At 74.7% G+C, this 21,544-nt stretch carries 19 protein-coding genes and 2 pseudogenes; 10 read left to right on the forward strand and 11 right to left on the reverse strand.

What is annotated here, in order from left to right; all coding sequences use genetic code 11:
* Positions 1 to 311: 311 nt before the first annotated feature.
* Positions 312 to 2,099, reverse strand: coding sequence for a thiamine pyrophosphate-requiring protein (locus tag E1291_RS25615; protein ID WP_131740538.1), 1,788 nt, complete (start codon positions 2,097 to 2,099; stop codon positions 312 to 314).
* 272 nt (positions 2,100 to 2,371) lie between these two features.
* Between E1291_RS25615 and E1291_RS45215 the strand changes: the two are divergent.
* Positions 2,372 to 2,512: pseudogene (locus E1291_RS45215) on the forward strand (enolase C-terminal domain-like protein); the annotation flags it as partial.
* 340 nt (positions 2,513 to 2,852) lie between these two features.
* Positions 2,853 to 3,254, forward strand: coding sequence for an enolase C-terminal domain-like protein (locus E1291_RS44155; protein ID WP_242614364.1), 402 nt, complete (start codon positions 2,853 to 2,855; stop codon positions 3,252 to 3,254).
* On the opposite strand, the gene E1291_RS25625 is transcribed toward E1291_RS44155, so the two are convergent.
* The 3 genes from E1291_RS25625 to E1291_RS25635 all read right to left on the reverse strand — a co-directional run bounded on the left by E1291_RS25625 (position 3,166) and on the right by E1291_RS25635 (position 6,558).
* A complete protein-coding gene (locus E1291_RS25625; protein WP_242614367.1) occupies positions 3,166 to 4,056 on the reverse strand; it encodes an NAD-dependent protein deacetylase in 891 nt (296 codons plus the stop codon). The two genes, E1291_RS44155 and E1291_RS25625, sit on opposite strands and share 89 nt — an antisense overlap.
* Before the next feature lie 396 nt (positions 4,057 to 4,452).
* On the reverse strand, positions 4,453 to 5,202 hold the full coding sequence (locus E1291_RS25630; RefSeq protein WP_131740539.1) for a Crp/Fnr family transcriptional regulator: 750 nt from the start codon (positions 5,200 to 5,202) through the stop codon (positions 4,453 to 4,455).
* A gap of 408 nt (positions 5,203 to 5,610) precedes the next feature.
* Positions 5,611 to 6,558, reverse strand: a complete 948-nt coding sequence (locus E1291_RS25635; protein ID WP_131740540.1) for a 5'-3' exonuclease — start codon at positions 6,556 to 6,558, stop codon at positions 5,611 to 5,613.
* Positions 6,559 to 6,778: 220 nt separating this feature from the next.
* Here E1291_RS25635 and E1291_RS44160 point away from each other — a divergent pair.
* The 6 genes and pseudogenes from E1291_RS44160 to E1291_RS25660 all read left to right on the forward strand — a co-directional run.
* Positions 6,779 to 7,798 (forward strand): annotated as a pseudogene (locus E1291_RS44160) (M24 family metallopeptidase); the annotation flags it as partial.
* A 72-nt stretch (positions 7,799 to 7,870) separates the two neighbouring features.
* Positions 7,871 to 9,190 carry a M16 family metallopeptidase gene (locus E1291_RS25640; protein ID WP_242614368.1) on the forward strand — a complete coding sequence of 440 codons (1,320 nt, stop codon included), beginning with the start codon at positions 7,871 to 7,873 and terminating at the stop codon, positions 9,188 to 9,190.
* Positions 9,191 to 9,291: 101 nt separating this feature from the next.
* Positions 9,292 to 10,392 carry a histone deacetylase-like amidohydrolase gene (locus E1291_RS25645; RefSeq protein WP_131740541.1) on the forward strand — a complete coding sequence of 367 codons (1,101 nt, stop codon included), beginning with the start codon at positions 9,292 to 9,294 and terminating at the stop codon, positions 10,390 to 10,392.
* Between the two features lie 67 nt (positions 10,393 to 10,459).
* A complete protein-coding gene (locus E1291_RS25650) occupies positions 10,460 to 11,086 on the forward strand; it encodes an FMN-dependent NADH-azoreductase (RefSeq protein ID WP_131740542.1) in 627 nt (208 codons plus the stop codon).
* A gap of 58 nt (positions 11,087 to 11,144) precedes the next feature.
* Entirely contained in the window at positions 11,145 to 11,882 is a 738-nt protein-coding gene (dapB, locus tag E1291_RS25655; RefSeq protein WP_131740543.1) for a 4-hydroxy-tetrahydrodipicolinate reductase, read from the forward strand.
* A complete protein-coding gene (locus tag E1291_RS25660; protein ID WP_131740555.1) occupies positions 11,882 to 12,424 on the forward strand; it encodes a transglutaminase-like domain-containing protein in 543 nt (180 codons plus the stop codon). The genes dapB and E1291_RS25660 overlap by 1 nt, the downstream gene beginning before the upstream one ends.
* A gap of 19 nt (positions 12,425 to 12,443) precedes the next feature.
* Here the strand turns inward: E1291_RS25660 and E1291_RS25665 are convergent, their stop codons facing one another.
* From E1291_RS25665 to E1291_RS25675, 3 genes are all read right to left on the reverse strand, one after another.
* The gene (locus E1291_RS25665; RefSeq protein WP_242614365.1) at positions 12,444 to 12,878 is read right to left on the reverse strand and encodes a carboxymuconolactone decarboxylase family protein; all 435 of its coding nucleotides are present in this window, start codon (positions 12,876 to 12,878) and stop codon (positions 12,444 to 12,446) included.
* A 120-nt stretch (positions 12,879 to 12,998) separates the two neighbouring features.
* The gene (locus E1291_RS25670; protein ID WP_131740545.1) at positions 12,999 to 13,883 is read right to left on the reverse strand and encodes a sigma-70 family RNA polymerase sigma factor; all 885 of its coding nucleotides are present in this window, start codon (positions 13,881 to 13,883) and stop codon (positions 12,999 to 13,001) included.
* 72 nt (positions 13,884 to 13,955) lie between these two features.
* Complete coding sequence (locus tag E1291_RS25675) at positions 13,956 to 14,630, reverse strand: Uma2 family endonuclease (protein WP_165495282.1); 675 nt, start codon at positions 14,628 to 14,630, stop codon at positions 13,956 to 13,958.
* Between the two features lie 170 nt (positions 14,631 to 14,800).
* Here E1291_RS25675 and E1291_RS25680 point away from each other — a divergent pair, with 170 nt between their 5' ends.
* Complete coding sequence (locus E1291_RS25680; RefSeq protein WP_131740547.1) at positions 14,801 to 15,646, forward strand: SCO6745 family protein; 846 nt, start codon at positions 14,801 to 14,803, stop codon at positions 15,644 to 15,646.
* 13 nt (positions 15,647 to 15,659) lie between these two features.
* On the opposite strand, the gene ftsH is transcribed toward E1291_RS25680, so the two are convergent.
* Complete coding sequence (gene ftsH, locus E1291_RS25685; protein ID WP_242614366.1) at positions 15,660 to 17,699, reverse strand: ATP-dependent zinc metalloprotease FtsH; 2,040 nt, start codon at positions 17,697 to 17,699, stop codon at positions 15,660 to 15,662.
* Positions 17,700 to 17,886: 187 nt separating this feature from the next.
* Positions 17,887 to 18,666 carry a molybdate ABC transporter substrate-binding protein gene (modA, locus tag E1291_RS25690; RefSeq protein ID WP_131740549.1) on the reverse strand — a complete coding sequence of 260 codons (780 nt, stop codon included), beginning with the start codon at positions 18,664 to 18,666 and terminating at the stop codon, positions 17,887 to 17,889.
* Between the two features lie 128 nt (positions 18,667 to 18,794).
* On the opposite strand from modA, the gene E1291_RS25695 reads away from it, so the two are divergent.
* Positions 18,795 to 19,475, forward strand: coding sequence for a uracil-DNA glycosylase (locus tag E1291_RS25695; RefSeq protein WP_131740550.1), 681 nt, complete (start codon positions 18,795 to 18,797; stop codon positions 19,473 to 19,475).
* A 127-nt stretch (positions 19,476 to 19,602) separates the two neighbouring features.
* On the opposite strand, the gene E1291_RS25700 is transcribed toward E1291_RS25695, so the two are convergent.
* Both E1291_RS25700 and E1291_RS25705 read right to left on the reverse strand, forming a co-directional pair.
* The gene (locus tag E1291_RS25700; RefSeq protein ID WP_131740551.1) at positions 19,603 to 20,469 is read right to left on the reverse strand and encodes a 1,4-dihydroxy-2-naphthoate polyprenyltransferase; all 867 of its coding nucleotides are present in this window, start codon (positions 20,467 to 20,469) and stop codon (positions 19,603 to 19,605) included.
* Positions 20,470 to 20,503: 34 nt separating this feature from the next.
* Positions 20,504 to 21,544, reverse strand: a 1,041-nt coding sequence (locus E1291_RS25705) for an MFS transporter (RefSeq protein ID WP_131740552.1), incomplete at its 5' end; no start/stop codon positions are given.

The following is a 21,544-nucleotide window of genomic DNA, read 5'->3' on the forward strand; positions in this document are numbered from 1 at the left end:
AGCTCCCCGGCGAGCGCGTCCAGCCGCGCGCGGTCGCGCGCGAGCAGCCCGGCGGGGTGGCCTTCACGGGCGAAGCGGCGCGCCGTGGCGGCGCCGATGCCGGGCCCGGCGCCCACGACGAACACGGGGCCTCGCGCGGGGGCGGTGGTCATGGCTGTCTCCGTTCCGGTCGCGGTCCTGCGGTGACCGCTCCTTCGGCGTGACCACGACTCTGGCGCGGGCCCGCGAAGCGGGGAAGGCCCTCGCCGTCCTGGGAACACCGCACCCAGCATGAGCCCGCGGCAGGCGAGGAGGCGGGGACGCCGGGCCGTTCAGGAGCGGCTGAACAGCTCCTGGGCCTTGGTCTTCAGCCCCTTGCGCACCACGCCGAACCCGTCCGGGTCGCCCTTCAGGATCGCCTCGGCCGCGTCCTTGAGCTGCTCGAACTCGGCGTGCGGGGGGATGGGCGGGATGTCGGGGTCGCAGTGCACGTCCAGCACCACCGGACGGTCGGCGGCCAGCGCCCGCTCCCAGGCCGGGCCGATCTCCTCGGGACGGTCCACGACCACGCCCTCCAGCCCGATCGACTGCGCGAACGCCGCGTAGTTCATGTCCGGCAGGTTCTGCGACTCCTCGAACTTCGGCTCCCCGCCCATCGCCCGCAGCTCCCAGGTGACCTGGTTGAGGTCGTTGTTGTGGAGCACCGCCACGACCAGCCTCGGGTCGCTCCAGCGCTCCCGGTAGCGGGCGATCGTCAGCAGCTCCGCCAGCCCGTTCATCTGCATCGCGCCGTCCCCGACCAGCGCGATCACCGGCCGGGACGGATGGGCGAACTTCGCGCCGATCGCGTACGGGACGCCCGGCCCCATCGTGGCGAGCGTGCCCGACAGCGAGCCGCGCATCCGGCCGCGGAACCGCAGGTCCCGGGCGTACCAGTTGGCGGCCGAGCCGGAGTCGGCGGTGACGATCGCGTCGTCGGGCAGCCGCGCCGACAGCTCCCAGAACAGCAGCATCGGGTTGGTCGGCTCGGCGGGCACCCGCGCCTGCCGCTCCACCGTCTCCCACCAGGCCGCCACGTTGCCCTCGATCGTCTCCCGCCAGGAGCGGTCGTCCCGGCGGCGCAGCCGCGGGATCAGCGAGCGCAGCGTCGCCGCGGCGTCGCCGACCAGGTTGACCTCGGTCGGGTACCGCATGCCGATCATCTTGCCGTCCACGTCGATCTGGACGGCGCGCGCCGACCCGAACTCCGGCAGGAACTGCGAGTACGGGAAGTTCGACCCGACGATCAGCAGCGTGTCGCAGTCGCGCATCATCTCATACGACGGGCGGGACCCCAGCAGCCCGATCGGGCCGGTCACGTACGGCAGGTCGTCGGGCAGCACGTCCTTGCCGAGCAGCGCCTTGGCGACGCCCGCGCCGGTCAGCTCGGCGACCTGCCGCACCTCGTCGGCGGCGTCCCGGGCCCCCTGCCCCACCAGGATCGCGGTCCTGGCACCGGCGTTGATCACCTCGGCGGCGCGGGCGATCTCGTCCTCCGGCGCGCACGTCACCGGCGGCCGGTAGCCGGGCACCGACGAGGGCACCTGCTTGAAGGCGTGCCGCGGCGGCGAGTACGGCATCTCCTGCAGATCCGCCGGGACGATCACCGCGGTCGGCGCCCGCTCGGCCAGCGCCACCCGGATCGCCCGGTCGATCAGGTTGGGGAACTGCTCGGGCACCGTGGCCATGTGCACGTACTCGCTCGCCACGTCCTTGAACAGCGACAGCAGGTCGACCTCCTGCTGGTAGTGGCCGCCCATCGCGCTGCGCGCCGTCTGGCCCACGATCGCCACGACCGGGACGTGGTCGAGTTTGGCGTCGTACAGGCCGTTCAGCAGATGGATCGCCCCCGGCCCGCTGGTGGCCGCGCACACCCCGACCCGGCCGCTGAACTTGGCGTAGCCGACCGCGGAGAACGCCGCCATCTCCTCGTGCCTGGCCTGGATGAACCGCGGCCGGTCATCGGCCCTGCCGAACGCCGCCACCAGGCCGTTGATCCCGTCCCCCGGGTAGCCGAACACCTGCTGGACGCCCCAGTCGCGGAGCCGTTCCAGGATGTGGTCGGCGACTTGTTTCGACATTGGGCACTTCCCTCGCGACGCGGGCCGGACGGCTCCCGCCCGGCACGGGACCGCTTCCCGGCCCACGGGATTGAAACCAGCGCCACGGGTAAGCGGACCGCCTGGCTGCATCGGCGGAGCGGGCGGCGCGCGGCGGACGGAGCGGGGCGAGCGGCGAGGAGGCGGGGCGTTCCACCGCGACCTCGCCCGCAGGGGCGACGGCGAGGTCCGCTTCGGCGCCGGTTCCCGCGCCGCCTACGCCCACGACTCCTCCAACTACCAGCGCCGACCCCATGGACCCTCCCCGCGTCCACGAGCGGATGCGCCGCGCCGTCCGCAACGTGGGCCGCCCCGGCTCCGCCGCCATGGCGATCTCCGCCGTCGACTGCGCCCTGTGGGACCTCAAGGCGCGGCTGCACGGCCTGCCGCTGCACCGCCTCCTCGGCGCCGTCCGCGACGAGGTCGAGGTGTACGGCTCGGGCGGCTTCACCTCCTACGACGACGCGCGGACCCGCGACCAGCTGCCGCACTGGACCCGGGACCTGCGCATCCCCCGCGTCAAGATCAAGATCGGGAGTCCTGGGGCGGCGCCGAGACCCGCGACCTCGACCGGCTGCATCTCGCCCGCGCCGCCGTGGGCGGCGGCGTCCGGCTGTTCGCCGACGCCAACGGCGCCCACACCGTCAAGCAGGCCGTCCGCGCCGCCGCGTCCTGCGAGATCGCCGCCGGCGAGTACGGCTACGACCTGTCCGGCTACGTCCCCCTCATGGACGCATGGACTGCCCCCAGGCCGACGTCACCCGCGTCGGCGGCGTCACCGAGTTCCTGCGCGTCGCCGCGCTCGCCCGCGCCCACCAGCGCGACCTGTCCGCGCACTGCGCGCCGCACCTGCACGCCGCCGTCATGTGCGCCGTCCCGAACGCCCGGCACATCGAGTGGTTCCACGACCACGTCCCGATCGAGACGATGCTCTTCGACGGCTGCCTCGACCCACCGGCGGCACCGTCCGCCCCCGCGAGGAACCGGGCAACGGCCTCGTCCTCCGCCGCCCGCCGGGTGATCGACCCGCGGGGCCGGACCCCGCCGATCACCCCTGGTCCGCCGTCGGGGCGGCGGCGGGCCCGAGCGCCGTCAGCAGGCCGGCGAGCGCGCCGCCGAGCGGGGCGTCCAGGGTGACCAGCGCGTGCTCGTCGCCGCGCGTCGCCCCCTGGTTCACGATCGCGATCGGGACGCCGTGCCGGGCGGCGTGCCGGACGAACCGGTACCCCGACAGCACGGTCAGCGACGACCCGAGGACCAGCAGCGCCCCAGCCGCCTCGGTCAGCGCGTAGCAGTCCCGGACGCGGGCGGGCGGCACGTTCTCGCCGAAGAAGATCACGTCGGGCTTGAGCAGGCCGCCGCAGCGATCGCAGTCCACGACCCGGAAGGACTCGACCAGCGCGTCGTCCAGCACGGCGTCGCCGTCGGGGTTGATCACATCGGCGCGCGCGTCCCAGTCCGGATTGGCGTCGCCCAGCCGGCGCTCCAGATGCGCCCGGGACGTGCGGTCGCCGCAGGCCAGGCACAGCACCCGGGCCAGCGCGCCGTGCAGCTCCACCACGTCCCGCGCCCCGGCCGCCTGGTGCAGCCCGTCCACGTTCTGGGTGATGATCCCCGTGACCAGCCCGCGGCGCTGCAGCTCCGCGACCGCGCGGTGCCCCCCGTTCGGCCGCGCGTCGGTGACGTGCCGCCAGCCGAGATGGCTGCGCGCCCAGTACCGCCGCCGCGCCTCGGCGCTCCCGGTGAACCGCTGGAAGGTCATCGGCTCGGCCCTGCGCCGCCGCCCCGTCTCCCCGCGGTAGTCCGGGATGCCCGACTCGGTGGACAACCCGGCGCCGCTCAGCACGACCACGCCGCCGCCGGCGACCAGGTCCGCCAGCACCCGCGGCTCGGACGCGGCCACCGCCGTCCCGGACTTCCCGGCCTCTCCACCCACCACCTGCGTCACCCCTCCATGGTGCCCGATGGCCGCGGGTGCCCGCCCCGCCGTGACCCGCGTCACCTCCGGCCCCCGGCCGGTCACGCCGGGGGAGCGTCCAGCATGCGGACCATGTGCAGCTTGGCGACGGCCGCCCGTCCACCAGCGGCGCCCGCGGCTCGCGCCCCCACACCTCGAAGCCGGCGGAGCGGTAGAGCCGCTCGGCGGCAGGTTGCCCTACGACACCGTCAGCCCGACCTGGACGAGCCCCGCCGCGGCCGCTCGTCCACGCGCGGCAATGTAGGCCGCCTAAACGATCTTGTCAATGCAGGTTCTCCTGGTCACGGCCGTGCGTCACCGGTGCGTCCCGCCGCGCCCCAGCCGGGTCCCGCCGTAAAAATCTACAACGTAAAGGCGTCAGTCGGCGCGGCCCGCCGCGAACGCCCGCAGGCCCGCCGGGTCCACCACGGTGATCCGCCGCCACCCCGTGCTGACCAGCCCGCGGCGCCGCAGCCGGTGCAGCGCGCGGGCGACCGTCTCGCGGGAGGCGTCGGTCCAGCTGCCGAGCTCCTCCTGCGACAGCGGCGGCGCGATGTCGATCCGGCCGCCGGGGCCCGGCGGCCCGTGCCGCGCCGACAGCTCGGCCAGCTCGGCCAGCAGCAGCGCCAGCCGTTGCGCGCCGGTGGCGGCGACATGCGCCTGGAGCCGCCGGCCCGCGTCGTCCAGGCGCCGCACGAACGTGCCGCTGACCAGCAGCCACACGCCCGGATGGGCGTCCAGGAAGCCGGTGAAGCGCGCCGCGGGCACCACCAGCGCGCGGACCGGGCCGAGCGCCGTCACGGTCGCCGACCGCTCCCGGCTGCCCAGCACCGCGCTCTCGCACACCAGGTCGCCCGGCCCGCGCACGGCCAGCACCACCTCGTGCCCGCCGGCGGTCGCGGAGGTCACCTTGGCCCATCCGGCCTCGATGATGATGATGTGGTCCGACTCGTCGCCCTGGTAGCACAGCGGCGCGCGCGGCTGGAAGAGCCGGGGACGCGCCGTCTCGCGCAGCGCCGTGCGCTGCGCCGTGTCGAGCCGGTCCCAGAAGCCGTCGCCGCGCCGCGCGGCGCGGGCCGGGGAGGGACGCGGGGGCCGGTCGCCGTGCAGGGCCGTCCTCTCGGTCACGAGGGGTCCGTTTCTCGGGGCCCGCTCCTGGAGAGGGCCCGCTGGTCGGGCGGGTCCGGTGGACGCGGGGACGGGCCGCCGCGTGAACCGGTACCCGCGGCAGGTGGGGGGAGCGGGGCCGCGAGGCCCGGCGCCGCGGATACCGGTCCGCTCACGCGGCCGCCGCGACCCGGACGGTCGTCGTGCCCGCGTCTCCCGCGGCGTCCGTTCCGACTGCTCGTCCCCCAGCAAAGCCCCTCATTGATCACAAGGCTGCTCCCGCGGGCACGCGGTGTCTGCGTCACCTGACACATTGCCGCGCCCCGAAGCCGGACGGACGCCGGAGCACGGGCCGGGCGGGAACCGGGACGACGCGCGCGGTCAGCGGGTCAGGAGGGCAGAGGACCAGAAGGCCAGGAGGGCGGCAGGTCAGGAGGCCAGGGCGTTCAGCAGCCGGTTCACCGGGCTGGACAGGTTCCACCGGTCGGCGAGCTCCACCAGCGCCTCCGGATCGCGCGGCGCGGCGGGCAGGCGGTCGTCCAGCCCCGCCAGCTCCGGCGCGTCGATGTCGGTGACGACCCGCACCACCGTCTCCGCCGCGGCGAGGTACTCGCGCGCCGCCTCCAGCCGGCGGCGCGCGCCCGCCGGGAACCCCGCGTCCTTGCCGGCGTCCCCGCCGGCCTCGCCGCCCGCGTCCAGCGCCGCGAGGATCCCCGCGACCGACCCGAACCGGGTGACCAGCGCCGCCGCGGTCTTGTCGCCGACGCCCGGCACGCCGGGCAGCCCGTCGCTCGGGTCGCCGCGCAGCGTCGCGTAGTCGCCGTAGCCGCGGCCCGGGATGCCGTACCTGGCCGCCACCTGCGCCTCGTCCATGATCTGCAGGTTGCGGATGCCGCGCGCCGTGTACAGCACGGCGACCGGGCCGCGGCCGTCGTCGACCAGCTGGAACAGGTCGCGGTCGCCGGTGACGACGTCGACCGGGCCGTCCGCGGCGCCGCGCACCGCCAGCGTCCCGATGACGTCGTCGGCCTCGTACCCGGGGACGCCCGCGCGGGCCAGGCCCACCGCGTCGAGGACGGCGTCGATCACGGGCAGCTGCGCCTCCAGGGCGTCCGGGGTCTGGTCGCCGCCGTCGTCGGCGACCCGGTGCGCCTTGTAGGACGGCAGCGCCGCCACCCGGAACTCCGGCCGCCAGTCGGCGTCCATGCAGCACACCAGCCGGCCGGGGGAGCGGTCCTGGACGAGCCTGGCGATCATGTCGATGAGCCCGCGGACGGCGTTCACCGGCGTCCCGTCCGGCGCCGTCACCGACTCGGGGACCCCGAAGAAGGCGCGGAAGTACAACGACGGCGTGTCCAGCAGCATCAGCCCGCTCATGAGCACATCGTGCCACGGGGGTCCGACGCCCCGGGGCGGCCACGCGGGCGGGCCCGTGCCAGGTGACGGGACGTCCGGAGGCGGAGCGTAGGCTGCGAGGGCGCACGGCGCCGGACGGCCGGGCCGGAGCGCGCCCATCGGCAACAGGACCTGGTCACAGGGGAGGAGGAAGCGGCGTTCCCCGGCGCGCTCCCCGCGCCGCGCGGGCGCCGCGACCGTGATGGAGACGGATGTGACAACGGAGTTGTATCCGCGCGAGCGGCTCGGGCAGGTGCGGGAGGCCACCGCGCGGGCCGGTCTCGGCGCGGTGCTCCTGACGCCGGGCCCCGACCTGCGCTACGTCACCGGCTACAACGCCAAGCAGCTCGAGCGGCTCACCTGCCTGGCGGTCCCGGCGGAGGGCGAGCCGTTCCTGGTCGTCCCGCGGCTGGAGTTGCCGGCGGCGCAGGAGTCGCCGGCCGGCTCCCTCGGCGTGGAGCTCGTGCCGTGGGACGAGACCGAGGACCCGTTCGCGCTCACCGCCGCGCGGCTGCCCGCCGGGATCGCGAGGGTCGGCGTCGCCGACCGGATGTGGGCGGCGATGGCGCTGCGGTTCCGCGCCGCGCTGCCGGCCGCCGAGCAGGTCGCGGCGGGCGCGGTGCTGAGCGGGCTGCGCGTCCGCAAGAGCGCCGCCGAGGTCGCGGCGCTGCGCGCGGCGGGCGCGGCGATCGACCGGGTGCACCGCCGCGTGCCGGACTTCCTGAAGGAGGGCCGCACCGAGCGCGAGGTCGCCCGCGACATCGCCGACGCGATCGTCGCCGAGGGGCACGAGCAGGTCGACTTCGTCATCGTCGGGTCCGGCCCGAACGGCGCCAACCCGCACGCCGAGGTGTCGGACCGGGTGATCCGGGCGGGCGAGCCGGTCGTGGTCGACATCGGCGGGACGATGCCCAGCGGCTACTGTTCGGACTCCACCCGCAACTACTGCCTGGGCGAGCCGCCCGCCGAGTACCGCGCCTACTACTCGGTGCTGGAGCGGGCGCAGCGCGCCGCGTGCGAGGCGGTGCGGCCCGGCGTGACCCCGGAGGCGGTGGACGCCGCGGCCCGGGACGTGATCACCGCGGCGGGGCACGGCGAGCACTTCTTCCACCGCACGGGCCACGGCATCGGCCTGGAGTCGCACGAGGACCCCTACATCGTCGCGGGCAACCTGGAGCCGCTGGAGCCCGGCATGGCGTTCTCGGTGGAGCCCGGCATCTACCCCGTCCCCCACGGGGGCGGGCCGGTCGGCCCGCTTCCGACCTCGGTCCCGATCCACGAATGTGAGCCACACGTGACCCTGCCGGCGAGGGCGCAGGAGCCCGGCACCACCACCACGATCCACACCGACGGCGCCGGGGCGGTGCGCCGCACCGTGCTCCCTGGCGGGCTGCGCGTGATCACCGAGTCGATGCCGACGGTCCGGTCCGCGGCGTTCGGCATCTGGTCGGGCGTCGGCTCCCGCGACGAGGCCGCCGCCGACGCGGGCGCCAGCCACTACCTGGAGCACGTGCTGTTCAAGGGCACCGAGACCCGGTCGGCGCTGGAGATCTCCGCGGCCGTCGACGCGGTCGGCGGCGACCTCAACGCGTTCACCGCCAAGGAGTACACCTGCTACTACGCGCGGGTGCTCGACTCCGACCTCCCGCTCGCCGTGGACGTCGTCTCCGACATGGTCGCGGCGTCGGTGAACCGCCCCGAGGACGTCGAGGCCGAGCGCGGCGTGATCCTCGAAGAGATCCACATGCGCGACGACGACCCCGGCGACCTCATCCACGACGAGTTCGCCATCGCGCTGTACGGCGACACCCCGCTCGGCCGGCCCATCCTCGGCACGGTCGACTCGATCAACGCGCTGTCGCGGGACCGCATCCACGGCTACTACCGGGAGCACTACGTCCCGTCCAACCTGGTCGTGTCGGTGGCGGGCAACATCGACCACGACGAGGTGGTCCGGCTCGTCTCCCGCGCGTTCGCCGCGCACCTCACCGGCGACGCGGCGCCCGCCGCGCCCCGCATCGGCGGCGCGCCGGCGCCCGCCGACCCCCGCACCCGGGTGATCGACAAGGACACCGAGCAGGCCCACATCGTGCTCGGCGCCGCCGGGGTGTCGCGCACCGACGACCGCCGGTTCGCGCTCGGCGTGCTGAACGCGGCGCTCGGCGGCGGCATGTCCTCGCGGCTGTTCCAGGAGATCCGGGAGAAGCGGGGCCTCGCCTACTCGGTGTACAGCTACACCGCGCAGTACGCCGACTCGGGCGTCTTCGGCGTGTACGCGGGCTGCCAGCCCGGCAAGGTCGAGGAGGTCCTGTCGATCTGCCGCGACGAGGTGGGCCGGGCCGCCGCCGAGTCCCTCACCGACGAGGAGCTCGCGCGCGGCAAGGGCCAGCTGCGCGGCGCGATGGTCCTCGGACTGGAGGACACCGGCTCCCGGATGAGCCGCATCGGCAAGAGCGAGCTGGTGTACGAGTCGCTGCTGCCGGTGGACGAGGTCCTGGCCCGCATCGAGGCCGTCACGCTCGACGACGTCCGCGCCGTCGCCCGGGACGTGCTCGGCGCGCCGCGGGCGCTGACGGTCATCGGCCCGGTCGGCGACCGGGACTTCTCCGCCTGAGCACCTGTGCCGTGGAGCGCCGCCCGGCGCTCCACGGCGGCTCCTCCCGCGCGGGGCGCCCGGTACGCTGACCGGTCCGCCCGATCATGAGGAGGTGCCCGATGGCGACCGGCTGGGTCTGTCACGAGCGTTACTTCTGGCACGACACCGGGACGGGGCCGCTGGGCGCGCCGTCCGGCGGCCACCTGGAACCGCTGAGGCATCCCGACCATCCGGACACCAAGCGCCGGTTCCGCAACCTCGTGGAGGTGAGCGGGCTGCTGGAGCGGCTCGTGCCGCTCACGCCCCGGCCAGCGACCGAGGCCGAGCTCCTGCGCGTCCACACCCCGGGTCATCTCGCCCGGCTGCGGGAGCGGTCGGAGGCCGGGGGAGGCGACGCGGGCGACGGCGAGTCGCCCTTCGGGGCGGGCTCCTACGAGATCGCGCGGCTCGCCGCGGGCGGGGTCGTCACCGCGGTCGACGCCGTCCTGGACGGGACGGTCGCCAACGCCTACGCGCTCGTCCGGCCGCCCGGACACCACGCGGTCGCGGACCGGGGCATCGGGTTCTGCATGCTCGGCAACGTCGCGGTCGCCGCCGCGCACGCCCGCGCGCGGGGCCTCGCCCGAGTGGCGGTCGTCGACTGGGACGTCCACCACGGCAACGGCACGCAGGCGCTGTTCGAGGCCGACCCGTCCGTGCTCACGATCTCGCTGCACCAGGACGGGCTGTTCCCGCCCGGTTCCGGGGCCGTGACCGAACGCGGCACCGGGCCGGGGGAGGGCTTCACCGTCAACGTTCCGCTCCCGCCCGGCTCGGGCACCGGCGCTTACCTGGAGGCGTTCGAGAAGGTCGTCGAGCCCGCGGTCCGGGCGTTCGACCCGGACCTGCTCCTGGTGGCCTCGGGCTTCGACGCGAGCGCCTACGACCCGCTCGCCCGGATGGCCCTGCACTCCGGCTCGTACCGGCTGCTGACCGAGCGCGTCCTCGGGCTGGCCGGGGGCCGGGTCGTCGTCGCCCACGAGGGCGGCTACTCCCCGGAGTACGTGCCGTTCTGCGGCCTCGCGGTCGTCGAGACGCTCGCCGGGTTCCGCACGCCCGTCGTCGACCCGTTCCTGGACGGCCTGCTCGCCGTCCCGGGCCAGGACCTGGCCGACCACCAGCGCGAGGCCGTCGCGCGCGCCGCCGCGGCGCTGGACGTGGAGGCCCTCCGACGGCCTTGATAAGCGGACTATGGTCCGATACTCTCGAGGTCAATCGGACCATAGTCCACTTTGAGAGGGCTCTGCCATGTCGCGCCTGCTGCACATCTCCGCCTCGCCTCGCGGCGACGCCTCGGAGTCCCTGGCCATCGCCGGGACACTGCTCGACGCCTACCGTGAGGCCCACCCCGGCGGCACCGTCGACCACCACGACCTCTGGGACGGCACGCTGCCCGCCTTCGGGCCCACCGGCGCGGGCGCCAAGATGACCGTCTTCGGCGGAGCGGACCCGGCCGGCGCCGAGGCCGCCGCCTGGGCGGCCGCCCGCGCCGTGTTCGAGCGCTTCGACTCCTACGACCGCTACGTGTTCAGCGTCCCCATGTGGAACGCGGGCGTCCCCTACATCCTCAAGCAGTTCATCGACGTGGTCTCGCAGCCCGGATGGGTCTTCGGATTCGATCCGGAGAAGGGCTACACCGGACTGCTCCGGAACAAGAAGGCCGCCGTCATCTACACCAGCGCCGTCTACGGCGAGGGACGCGGCCCCGCCTTCGGCGCGGACTTCCAGGCCCCGTTCCTCGGCGACTGGCTCCGCTGGGCGGGCGTCGGCGACGTCGAGACCGTCGCCTTCCGTCCCAACCTCGCCACGGCGGACGCCGGCACCGGCCGCCGCGCCGCCCACGCCGCGGCGCGCGAGCTCGGCGGGCGCCTCTGACCGGCGGGGCGTGCGGCCGCGGCCGGTAGGCTCGTCGCACGTCAACCGGGAGGAACATGTGATCAAGGTCGGGGTGCTGGGCGCGAAGGGCCGGATGGGGGCCGAGGTGTGCCGCGCGGTCGAGGGCGCGGACGACACCGAGCTCGCCGCGGCGATCGACCAGGGAGACGCGCTGGACGCGCTCGCGGGGGCCGACGTCGTCGTCGACTTCACCCACCCGGGCGTCGTCATGGACAACCTCCGCTGGTGCGTCGAGAACGGCCTGCACGCCGTCGTCGGCACGACCGGGTTCGACCCGGCCAGGCTGGACACCGTCCGCTCCTGGCTGACCGATTCCCCGGTCAACGTCCTCATCGCCCCGAACTTCGGCATCGGCGCCGTCCTGATGATGCACTTCGCGCAGAAGGCGGCCCCGTTCTTCGAGTCCGTCGAGGTCGTCGAGACGCACCACCCGAACAAGGCCGACGCCCCGTCCGGCACCGCCTACCGCACCGCCGAGCTGATCGCCGCCGCCCGCGCCGAGGCGGGCGTCGCCCCGTCCCCGGACGCCACCACCTCCGGGCTCGACGGCGCGCGGGGCGCGAACGTGGACGGGGTCCGCGTGCACGCCGTCCGCATGTCGGGCGCGGTCGCGCACCAGGAGGTCGTCCTCGGCGGCCACGGAGAGCTGTTCACCCTCCGGCACGACTCGATGAACCGCGAGTCGTTCATGCCGGGCGTCCTGCTGGCCGTCCGCAAGGTCGCCGGCCTTCCGGACCGCCTCACCCTCGGCATCGAGGCGCTCCTCGGGCTGTGATGGACTTCGCCGCCGAGCCCTGGGACTACCTCACCGCGTCCGAGGCGATCGACATCGAGCATCCGCTCGTCGTGTCGACCGCCTCGGCGCTGCGCGATGGTGACGACATCGCCTACGCCCGTGCCGCGTTCGACCACGTCCGCGACGACATCGCCCACGTCGGCGACATCGAGGAGGACCCGCGCGAGGAGGACGCCGAGGCCGCCGCGTGGCGCGCCTCCGACGTGCTCGCCAGGCGTTCCGGTCACTCTCACGGCAAGGCGCACGCCTACGTCGCGCTGCTGCGCGCGGGCGGCGTCCAGGCCGGACTGTGCTACCAGCCCGCCGAGGGCGCCCTCGACGGGCTGGTGGCCGTGCTCGTCGACGACCGATGGGTCCTGCTGGACCCCCGGGGCGGCGAACCGGGCGGCGGCCTCGTCTTCTCCGCCTCCGAGGATCGGCTGGCCCGCCCGTCCCTGCCGGTGCTCCCCACGGTCCACGCCGCCCCGCCGCACGCCGTCCTGGAGGCCCTGAAGTCCGGCGTCCGTCCCGCCGCCGGGTGACCCGGCCCCCGGGCCCCGGTCAGGCCGCGGGCTGCCGGGTGGCGATGATCAGGCGGTGCCAGAGGTTGCCCAGGCCGATGGCCAGCAGCAGCGCCGCGAGCTCCGGTTCGGAGTAGTGCACGGCGGCCTCGTGCCACACCTCGTCCGGGACCGGATCGGTCCTGTCGCCGATCCGGGTCGCGGCCTCGGCCAGTGCCAGCGCGGCCCTTTCGGCGCCGGAGTAGAACGGCGCCTCCCGCCACGCCGCGACCCCGTCGACCCGTTCGGCGGACTCGCCCGCCTCCCTCAGGTCGGCGGCGTGCTTGCGCACGTTCCAGCCGGACCCGTTGATCTGGCTCGCGCGCAGATACACCAGGTTCAGCGTGGACGGCGGCAGGCCCGCCTTCTGCACCGCCTCGCCCAGCCCTGTCAGCGCGGGCAGCGCGCCGGGGACGGCCACCGCCGGGTTACTCATCCGTGCCTGCATCGCTCGTTCTCCAGATCCGTTCGGTTCGCTGTACACGGCACTGACGGGTCGGACGCGGCCGATGTGACCGGATCGGGCGATGTGACCGGACGCCGGCGGCCGTCGCGCTCAGCCGTCCAGGACCGTGAGATCGAGCGCCGCGACCCGGCCGGGGTCGGCGAGGATGTCGATGGCGGCGATCCGCCCGTCCGCGATCGTGAAGGCGAGCACCGAGACGGGCCGCCCGTCCACGGTGGCGACGATCCCCGCGGTGCCGTTGACCAGCGCGGGACGCGACCGGGCGGCGAGGCCGCGGAAGGTGAGCGCCTGCCCCGCCACGGCCTCGGCGCCGCGCAGCAGCGTCCAGCCGCCGCCGGGGACGGCGCCACGATCGGCGCGCAGCACCACGTCGGGGTCGAGGACGGCGACCAGCGCCTCCAGGTCGCCGCCGTCCGCCGCGGCGCGGAACGCCTCGACGACCCGCCGCTGCCGGGCCAGGTCGGGGTCGGCGGCCGGCACCGATCCGCGCACCCGGCGCCGCGCGCGGCTCGCGAGCTGCCGGGCCGCGGCGGGGGTACGGCCGACGATCGGCGCGATGTCGTCGAACGGCACCGCGAACAGGTCGTGCAGGACGAACGCCAGCCGCTCGGCGGGCCCGAGCGACTGGAGCACCACGAGCAGCGCGAGCCCGACCGAGTCGGCGATCAGCGCCTCCTGCTCGGGGTCGATCCCCGCGGGCGGGCTGAGCACGGGGTCGGGCAGCCGCTCGTCCAGGGGCGTCTCACGGCGGGACGTACGGGACCGCAGCATGTCCAGGCACACTCGCCCCACGACGGTGGTCAGCCAGCCGCCCAGGTTCTCCACGCCGCCGCCTCCGGTGCGGCTCAGCCGCAGCCAGGCCTCCTGGACGGCGTCGTCGGCGTCGCTCAACGACCCCAGCATCCGGTACGCCACCGCTCTCAGGTGCCCGCGGTGCGCCTCGAACCGGTCCGCCAGGAAGTCGTGCTCGCTCATCCGCCACATCCTCCTTCAGCAGGTACGTCACCGCAGTGACGAACCGGGAGGAGCGGATGTGACGGGCCGGCCTCAGGCCCCCGGGCCCGCCCTCCAGGGTTCCCACTCGTCCGTCGGGATCTCCAGCCCGAGCGGTTCGGGCAGCTTGACGCTCTCGCCGAACGCCCAGCTCACGGCTTCCCGGTACTCGCCCGCCGTCGTGTCGGGCTCGCTGAACAGCGTGGTGAGCGCCGCGCCGGGGGCCCGGTCGACCAGCAGGTAATAGGGGATTCCGACCCGCGCGTACCCGCTCCACTTGGTGGGCCGGGACCGCCGCCCCCCGGGCCGCCGGTCGTCGGCGGCGTTGGTCGGCGAGGTGACCTCGACCGCGAGTTCGAGAAGTTGGGGGCGCACCTTCTTGACCTGCGCCGCCTGTGCCTTGCGGTCGTTGTCCTCACTGAGGACGCACAGATCCGGGATGTACCCGTCGTGAATCTCGCTGAGGCTCACATCCTGGGAGAAGATGCAGCGCCAGGGGAAGGCAGGGTCCGCGAGCTCCGCGGCGAAGATCTTCTGCTGGATGCTGCGGATGATGGCGTTGTGGGCGTAGTCCGGCCCTGGTGACACGACGATCTCCCCACCGATGATTTCGACATGGGTGCCGTCGTGGGGGAGGTTCATCAGCTCGGCGAGCTCGTCCCGCATCCAGAGGTTGTAGGGGGTGTCGGGGAGCTCGAGGTGGTGGTGAGCGGTGGCGAGAGTACTCACTTTGGGTGACTCCTCCATCACGTTCGGCTCCCGTCAGCATAGAGACCGTGCGTAGTCAGCGTACCCAGAACCGGTGATCGGGGACGGGCGTCCGGACCGGCCGGGGTTGTGCGGTGAAGATCGCGGCCCTAGCGTTCGGCGTGTCCGGATGTGCGAGGGAGGGGCCCCGGGTGGACGCGTCGATCGCGCGGAAGATGTGGATGGTCCTGGAACCGCTGCACGCGGTGACCTACTTCTCGCCGGAGTGCGTCGCGGCCAACAAAGAGGTCGGCCTCAAGGGCTTCTGGATGGGCTACTTCGGGAGCCGGGGCGCTCCCCTCGGGCCGGTGCCGGCCGCCGTGGTCGAGGCGACGTTCCACGGGTTTCCCGCCGAGCGGGTGCGGCGGGCCGTTCCGGACGCGTGGGGGTTCGCCTCGCCCGAGGCCATCCTCCGGGTGCGGGCCCCGGCGGCGGCCGCGGCGCTGCGCCGGGCGGCGCCCGGGATCGCCGACGCGGCGCCGGACGCGGTGCGGGCGTTGCGCGCGGTCGTCGAGGCGGCGGAAGCGGCGGGCCGGCCGCTGTTCGCGGCGAACCGGGACCTGGGCGTCCCGGACGAGCCGGTCCAGGCGCTGTGGCAGCTCGCGACCGCGCTCCGGGAGCACCGGGGCGACGGGCACGTGGCGTTGCTCACCGGCGCCGGGCTGAGCGGGGTGCAGGCGAACGTGCTCGCGGTCGCGGCCGGCCACGTCACGCTGGAGTGGATCCGGCTGGCCCGCGGCTGGTCGCAGGAGAAATGGGACGAGGCGGAGGGCGAGCTGGCCCGGCGGGGGCTCGTCGAGGACGGGCGGGTGACCGAGGCGGGCCGGGAGCTGCGGGCCGGCATCGAGCGCCGGACCGACGCGCTGGCCGCGCCGCCGTACGGGGCGCTGGACGACCCGGCCGGGCTGCACGCGGCGCTGGCGCCGTTCGCGCGGGCCTTGGCGGCGTCGGGCGACGTCCCGTTCCCGAACCCGATCGGCCTGCCCCGCCTCGACTGAGCGCCGCCGCGGATCAGGTGCTCGAAGCGGTGATCGAGTCGAGGCCGCGGTCGATCCCCGCGGCGGCGTAGGCCTCCACCTCGTCGAGGGTCTCGTGCTCGAGCAGGACGGCGGCGAGCGAGTCGAGCTGGTCGCGGTGGGCGCGCAGCGTGTCCAGGGCCTCGGCGTAGCACTCGTCCACGATGCGGCGGGCCTCGAGGTCGACGGCGTCGAGGGTGCCCTGGGCGGCGTACTGGCCCATCGGGTCCATGCCGTCGGCGGGCAGGATCGACAGCGGGCCGACCTTCGCCGACATGCCCCAGCGGCCCACCATCCCGCGGGCGATCTTGGTGACCTGCTCCAGGTCGCTCTCCGAACCGGTGGTGATCACGCCGAAGACCAGCTCCTCGGCGGCCATGCCGCCGAGCGCGCCGATGATGCGGCCGCGCAGGTACCGCTCGTCGTAGGCGTACCGGTCGCCCTCCGGCGTGGAGAGCGTGACGCCGAGCGCGCGGCCGTGCGGCACGATCGTGATCTTGCGGACGGGGTCGGCGCCCGGCTGCAGCATGCCGAGCAGGCCGTGCCCGGACTCGTGGTAGGACGTGCGGCGCCGTTCCTCGTACGGCATGACGAGGGAGCGGCGGGTACCGAGCTGCACCTTCTCCAGCGCGGTGTGGAAGTCGGCCATGTCGACCGCGCCCTTGTCGCGCTTGACCGCGAGCAGCGCGGCCTCGTTGACGAGGTTGGCCAGCTCGGCGCCCGTCATGCCGGGCGTCATCTTCGCGATCCCGATGATGTCGGCGTCGGCGGCGAGCGGCACCTCGCGGGTGTGCACCCGCAGGATCGCGACGCGGCCGTCAAGGTCGGGCGGGGAGACCGAGACCTGGCGGTCGAAGCGGCCGGGACGCATCAGCGCGGCGTCGAGGATGTCGGGACGGTTGGTCGCGGCGATGACGACGACGCCCTCGGAGCCGGAGAAGCCGTCCATCTCGGTGAGGATCTGGTTGAGGGTCTGCTCGCGCTCGTCGTGCCCGCCCATGCCGGCGCCGCCGCCGCGGGCCCGGCCGATCGTGTCGATCTCGTCGATGAAGATGATGGACGGGGCGGTCTTGCGCGCCTCGGTGAACAGCTCGCGGACGCGGGCGGCGCCGACGCCGACGACCATCTCGATGAACTCCGACGCGGCCGCCGAGTAGAACGGCACGTTCGCCTCGCCGGCGACGGCCCGCGCGAGCAGGGTCTTGCCGGTGCCGGGCGGGCCGGTGAGCAGCACGCCGCGCGGCACGCGGGCGCCCATCCGGCGGTACTTGCCGGGGTCCTTGAGGAAGTCGACGATCTCGCTGAGCTCGGCCTCGACCTCGTCGATCCCGGCGACGTCGGCGAAGGTGGCGCGCTTGTCCTCGGGCGCCACGGGCTTGGGGGAGCGGCCGAAGCCGCCCATGAGCCCGCCCCCGCCGCCCGCCATGCGGCGCTGGAGCCAGATCATGACGCCGACCCACAGGCCGACGAACAGCAGCGTCGGCAGCAGCGACAGCAGCAGGTTGGCGACCAGGCCGCGGTCGGCGGTGAGCGGCTTGGCCTCGACCTCGACGCCCTTGTTCACCATGTCGGTGTAGATCTTGTCGTCGGCGAACGCCGGGCGCAGCGTCTCGAAGGCCTTGTAGGTCTTCTTCGCGTCGTCCTGCCCGGGCACCTGCTGAGGGCTCTTCAGCTTGCCCTCGATCTGGTAGCCCTTGGTGTAGACGTCCTTCACGTTGCCCGCGGCGACCTGCTGGGTGAAGGCGGTGTAGGGGACGGTCACCTTCTCCTGCTTGCCGGTCAGGTGCATCGAGGCGTAGCTCACCCCGAAGACGACCAGCAGGAGCAGCCAGAACAGGGCGGTGTTGCGGCCGGGCCTCCAGCCGCCGAGGCCGCCGCGCGCCCGCTTGCGGGGCCGCCCGGGGACGCCCTCGGCCCGCCACGGCTGCTCGGGGTCGTTGCGGGGCGGCACCGACTGGCGCCGGTCGGGCGCGCCGGGTTCGGAACGGCGCGCCGCCGTCTCGCTCGGCTGGGGCGCGGGTCGCTTGGACGGCACGTCTGTCTTCCCCCCGTACGTTCTGCGGCACCACGGCGCCGGCCGAAGTGATCGTGGTTCCGGGCGCGTCCTCGCGGAACACGGGGCGCGGGAGCCCGCCATGGGCTCCGGGGAAGTTAACGGTGATCCGGCCCAGGACGTTCCCGGCGGCCCCCGGGCCCCCGCCCGGCGGCCTCCGGCGGGCCGGTCAGCGAGTCGCTTCCGGGGAGGGGAATCCGTACTTGGCGAACAGCCGCTGGGCGTCGGCTCCGGTGAGCCATGTCACGAACGCCTCGGCTGCGCGGGTGCGGTCGCCGCCCTTCACGGCCGCCGCGGGGTAACTCGCGACGACGTTCTGGGCCGCCGGGATCGGGACGCTGCTCGCCGTGGCCCCCGCGGACCGCAGGTCGGTGATGTAGACGAGCCCCGCGTCGGACTCGCCCGAGCGGACCTGGTCGAGGACGGCCCGCGCGCTGATCTCCTCCGACGTCCAGCGGACCGTCACCCCGGCCCGCGCGAACACCTGCCGCGCGTACCGGCCCACCGGGACGGTCGCGGCGCCGACCGCGATCCGCAGCCCCGGCCGGGTCAGGTCCTGGAGACCGCGGATCCCCTTGGGGTTGCCGGACACCAGGGCGATGGTCATCAGGTTGTGCGTGACGATGGCGCGCCGGGCGGACAGGTGGGAGGCGGCCTCGTCCATGCTGGCCGTGTCCGCCGTCACGAGCACGTCGCCGCGGTCGTGCTCGGAGAGCCGCGCCGCCATCTCCTGGGACCCACCGAACTCGAACCGCACCCGGACGTCCGGGTTCGCCTGGTGGTAGGCCACGCCCATCTCGGCGAACACCTCGGTCAGCGAGGAGGCGGCGAGGACGGTGAGGGTCACCGGCCCGGAGGACCCGCCGCAGCCCGCCGCGAGGGCGGACGGCGCCAGCAGCGCGAGGAGGACGGACGCGCGGCGGCGCCGTCGCCGGGGGGAGTCGGGCATATGGCCTCATCGTAGCCGTGCCCCTACCGGAGCCGGTGTGAGGCGCGTCGGGGGAATCGGCCCTGGCGTGTCGGTGGCCCGCACTAGTGTTTCCGGCAACTGGAGATCACCTTCCCGGAGGCTCGACGATGTCCCTCGACCTGATGGAACTGCTGCCCGGCGACTGGCGGGAGCGGCTCGACCCGCTGCTCGACCCGCTCGCCACGGCGGCGCTCGGTGCCTTCGTCGCGGGGGAGTACGAGGAGCAGACCGTCTACCCGCCGCGGGAGGACCTGTTCAACGCGTTCCGGCACACCCCGTTCGACCGGGCCCGTGTCCTGATCCTCGGCCAGGATCCCTACCACGGCCCGGGGCAGGCGCACGGGCTCAGCTTCAGCGTCCGCGAAGGGGTTCGGCTGCCCCCGTCCCTGCGCAACATCTACAAGGAGCTGGCCACCGACCTGGAGATCCCGCCGGCCAAGTCCGGCGACCTCACCCGCTGGGCCGACCAGGGCGTCCTGCTGCTGAACGCCGTGCTGACGGTGCGCGGCGGCGAGGCGGGGGCGCACGCGGGCAAGGGCTGGGAGGACTTCACCGACGCGGCGATCCGCGCGCTGAACGACAAGTCCGACCGGGTGGTCTTCGTGCTGTGGGGCGCCTACGCCCGCAAGAAGGCGCGGCTCATCACCGGCGCGCAGCACACCGTGATCGAGTCGGCGCACCCGAGCCCGCTCAGCGCCAAGAAGTTCTTCGGGACGCGGCCGTTCAGCGCCGTCAACAAGGCCCTGGTCGACGCGGGCCGCCCGGAGATCGACTGGAATCTCGGCTGACCCGTCCCGGCATCCGGCTCCCGCCGGGCCGGCCCGGGCCGTAGCACAGTCCGGGCTCACCCGTGCGAGTGAGCCGGGACGGGCGCCCGCGCCCGGTTTTCGCGGCGCCCCGCCGGGAGCCCGGTGCTCAGAGCGCCAGGCCGACCGCCAGCAGCGCCCCGTAGGCGATCTGCAGCCGGCCGGTCTCGCCGAGCACCGGGATCAGCGCGGGGCCCACCGCGCCGTTCAGCACCTTCTGCGTGGGCGGCACCGACAGCGGCGCCGCCAGCAGCGCGATGAGCACCCACGGGTGCGGTGCGGCGAGCGCCAGCACCACCATGAACGGGAGCGCGGCGCACGCCGCGTACATGATCCGCGTCCAGCGGTCGCCGAGCAGGACGGCCAGGGTGCGCTTGCCGGCGGCCCGGTCGGTGGGGATGTCGCGCAGGTTGTTGGCGACCAGCAGCGCGCAGGCGAGCAGCCCGATCGGCACCGCCGCGGCCCACGCCTCCCAGGGCAGGCCCTCCACCTGGACGTAGACCGTCCCGACGACGGCGACCAGGCCGAAGAAGACGAACACCGAGATCTCGCCGAGCGCCCGGTACCCGTACGGCGTCGCGCCGCCGGTGTAGAACCAGGCCGCGAGGATCGCGAGCGCGCCCACCAGCAGCAGCCACCAGGACGTGACGGCGGCCAGCACCAGCCCGGCCACGGCCGCGGCGAGGAAGCTGCCGAGCGCGGCGGCGAGCACCTGCCGGGGCGGCGCGACCTTGGAGCCGACGAGCCGCAGCGGCCCGACCCGCTTCTCGTCGGTGCCGCGGACGCCGTCGCTGTAGTCGTTGGAGTAGTTCACGCCGATCTGCAGCACGAGCGCCACGACCGCGGCGAGCACGGCCCGCCACCAGACGGCGTGGTCCGCGCCGATCGCGACGCCGGTGCCGACGACGACCGGCACGAGGGACGTGGGCAGGGTGCGGGGCCGGGATCCGGCGACCCATTGGGACAGCGTGGCCACAGTTACCGCTCGTTCTCGTGGGGCGACAGGGGGACTATCCCTTCGATTCTTCCCGATGTTGATCACTGCTCGGGCGCAGCCGCAGCGACAGGGCCAGGCCGAGCGCCAGGACGGCGGCGGTGGTGAGCGCCCCGCGCCGGGTGGCGACGGCGAGGCTGGCGTCGGCGGCGTGCGCCTCGGCGGCCATCCCCGGGGCCCTGTGCAGGTCGCGCCCGTAGGTCCCGGCGCTGTCGCGCAGCTCCCGGGCGATCTCGGCGCGCCGCTCCGGCGGCAGCCCGGTGCGCTCCAGCCGGTCGGCCATCGCGTGCCCGAGGCTCGTCGCGAACACCGTGCCGATGACCGCGATGCCGAGCGCGGCGCCGACCTGCCGGGCCGTGGACTGCGTGCCGGACGCCTGCCCGGCCCGCGCGGGCGGCACGTCGGCGAGCGAGACGTTGGTGAGCTGCGCCGAGGTCAGGCCGAGGCCGAGCCCGTACAGCAGCATCCACGGCGCCAGCCCGAACCCGGTCGTCGTCGCCGACACGGTGAGGCCGAGCGCCGCGACGGCGGCGACCTCCAGCACCATGCCGATCTGCACGACCCGGTGCGGGCCGCGCCTGCCGGCGAGCCTGCCCGCGTAGCCGCCGGACAGGAACGCGCCGACCGCGAGCGGAAGGATCGCCACGCTGATCTGCAGCGGGGACGTGCCGTGCACGCCCAGCAGGAACAGCGGCAGGACGAACAGCAGCCCCAGCTCGCCGACGTTGATCAGGGACGAGGCCAGGCTGCCGCGGCGGAAGTTGGGGACGCGGAACAGCTCCAGGTCCAGCATGACGGGCCGGCCGGCCGCCGCCCGCGACCGCTCCAGGGCCACCAGGCCGGCCAGCAGGACGGCGCCCGCCGCCAGCGCGAGCGGGACCGGCGACAGCCCCGTGCCCGGCCAGTCGAGCACGCCGAGCGAGAACGGGCGCGTCGCCGCCCACCAGCCGTAGGTCTGGCCCTCGATGAGCCCGAACACCAGCGCGCCGAGCCCGAGCGCCGACAGCGCCCCGCCGGGCCAGTCGATCTCGCGCAGCGCGGCGCGCGGCCCGGCGGG

The sequence above is a fragment of the Actinomadura roseirufa genome (assembly GCF_900659635.1).
In the GTDB taxonomy this organism is placed as follows: Bacteria; Actinomycetota; Actinomycetes; order Streptosporangiales; family Streptosporangiaceae; genus Spirillospora; species Spirillospora roseirufa.

Excerpts from the sequence above, each read along its gene's own strand:
- E1291_RS25615 (WP_131740538.1), bottom strand. The coding sequence starts at position 2,099 with ATGTCGAAACAAGTCGCCGACCACATCCTGGAACGGCTCCGCGACTGG.
- E1291_RS44155 (WP_242614364.1), top strand. The coding sequence starts at position 2,853 with ATGGACTGCCCCCAGGCCGACGTCACCCGCGTCGGCGGCGTCACCGAG.
- E1291_RS25635 (WP_131740540.1), bottom strand. The coding sequence starts at position 6,558 with ATGAGCGGGCTGATGCTGCTGGACACGCCGTCGTTGTACTTCCGCGCC.
- E1291_RS25645 (WP_131740541.1), top strand. The coding sequence starts at position 9,292 with ATGGCGACCGGCTGGGTCTGTCACGAGCGTTACTTCTGGCACGACACC.
- E1291_RS25650 (WP_131740542.1), top strand. The coding sequence starts at position 10,460 with ATGTCGCGCCTGCTGCACATCTCCGCCTCGCCTCGCGGCGACGCCTCG.
- E1291_RS25660 (WP_131740555.1), top strand. The coding sequence starts at position 11,882 with ATGGACTTCGCCGCCGAGCCCTGGGACTACCTCACCGCGTCCGAGGCG.
- E1291_RS25665 (WP_242614365.1), bottom strand. The coding sequence starts at position 12,878 with ATGAGTAACCCGGCGGTGGCCGTCCCCGGCGCGCTGCCCGCGCTGACA.
- E1291_RS25670 (WP_131740545.1), bottom strand. The coding sequence starts at position 13,883 with ATGAGCGAGCACGACTTCCTGGCGGACCGGTTCGAGGCGCACCGCGGG.
- modA (WP_131740549.1), bottom strand. The coding sequence starts at position 18,666 with ATGCCCGACTCCCCCCGGCGACGGCGCCGCCGCGCGTCCGTCCTCCTC.
- E1291_RS25695 (WP_131740550.1), top strand. The coding sequence starts at position 18,795 with ATGTCCCTCGACCTGATGGAACTGCTGCCCGGCGACTGGCGGGAGCGG.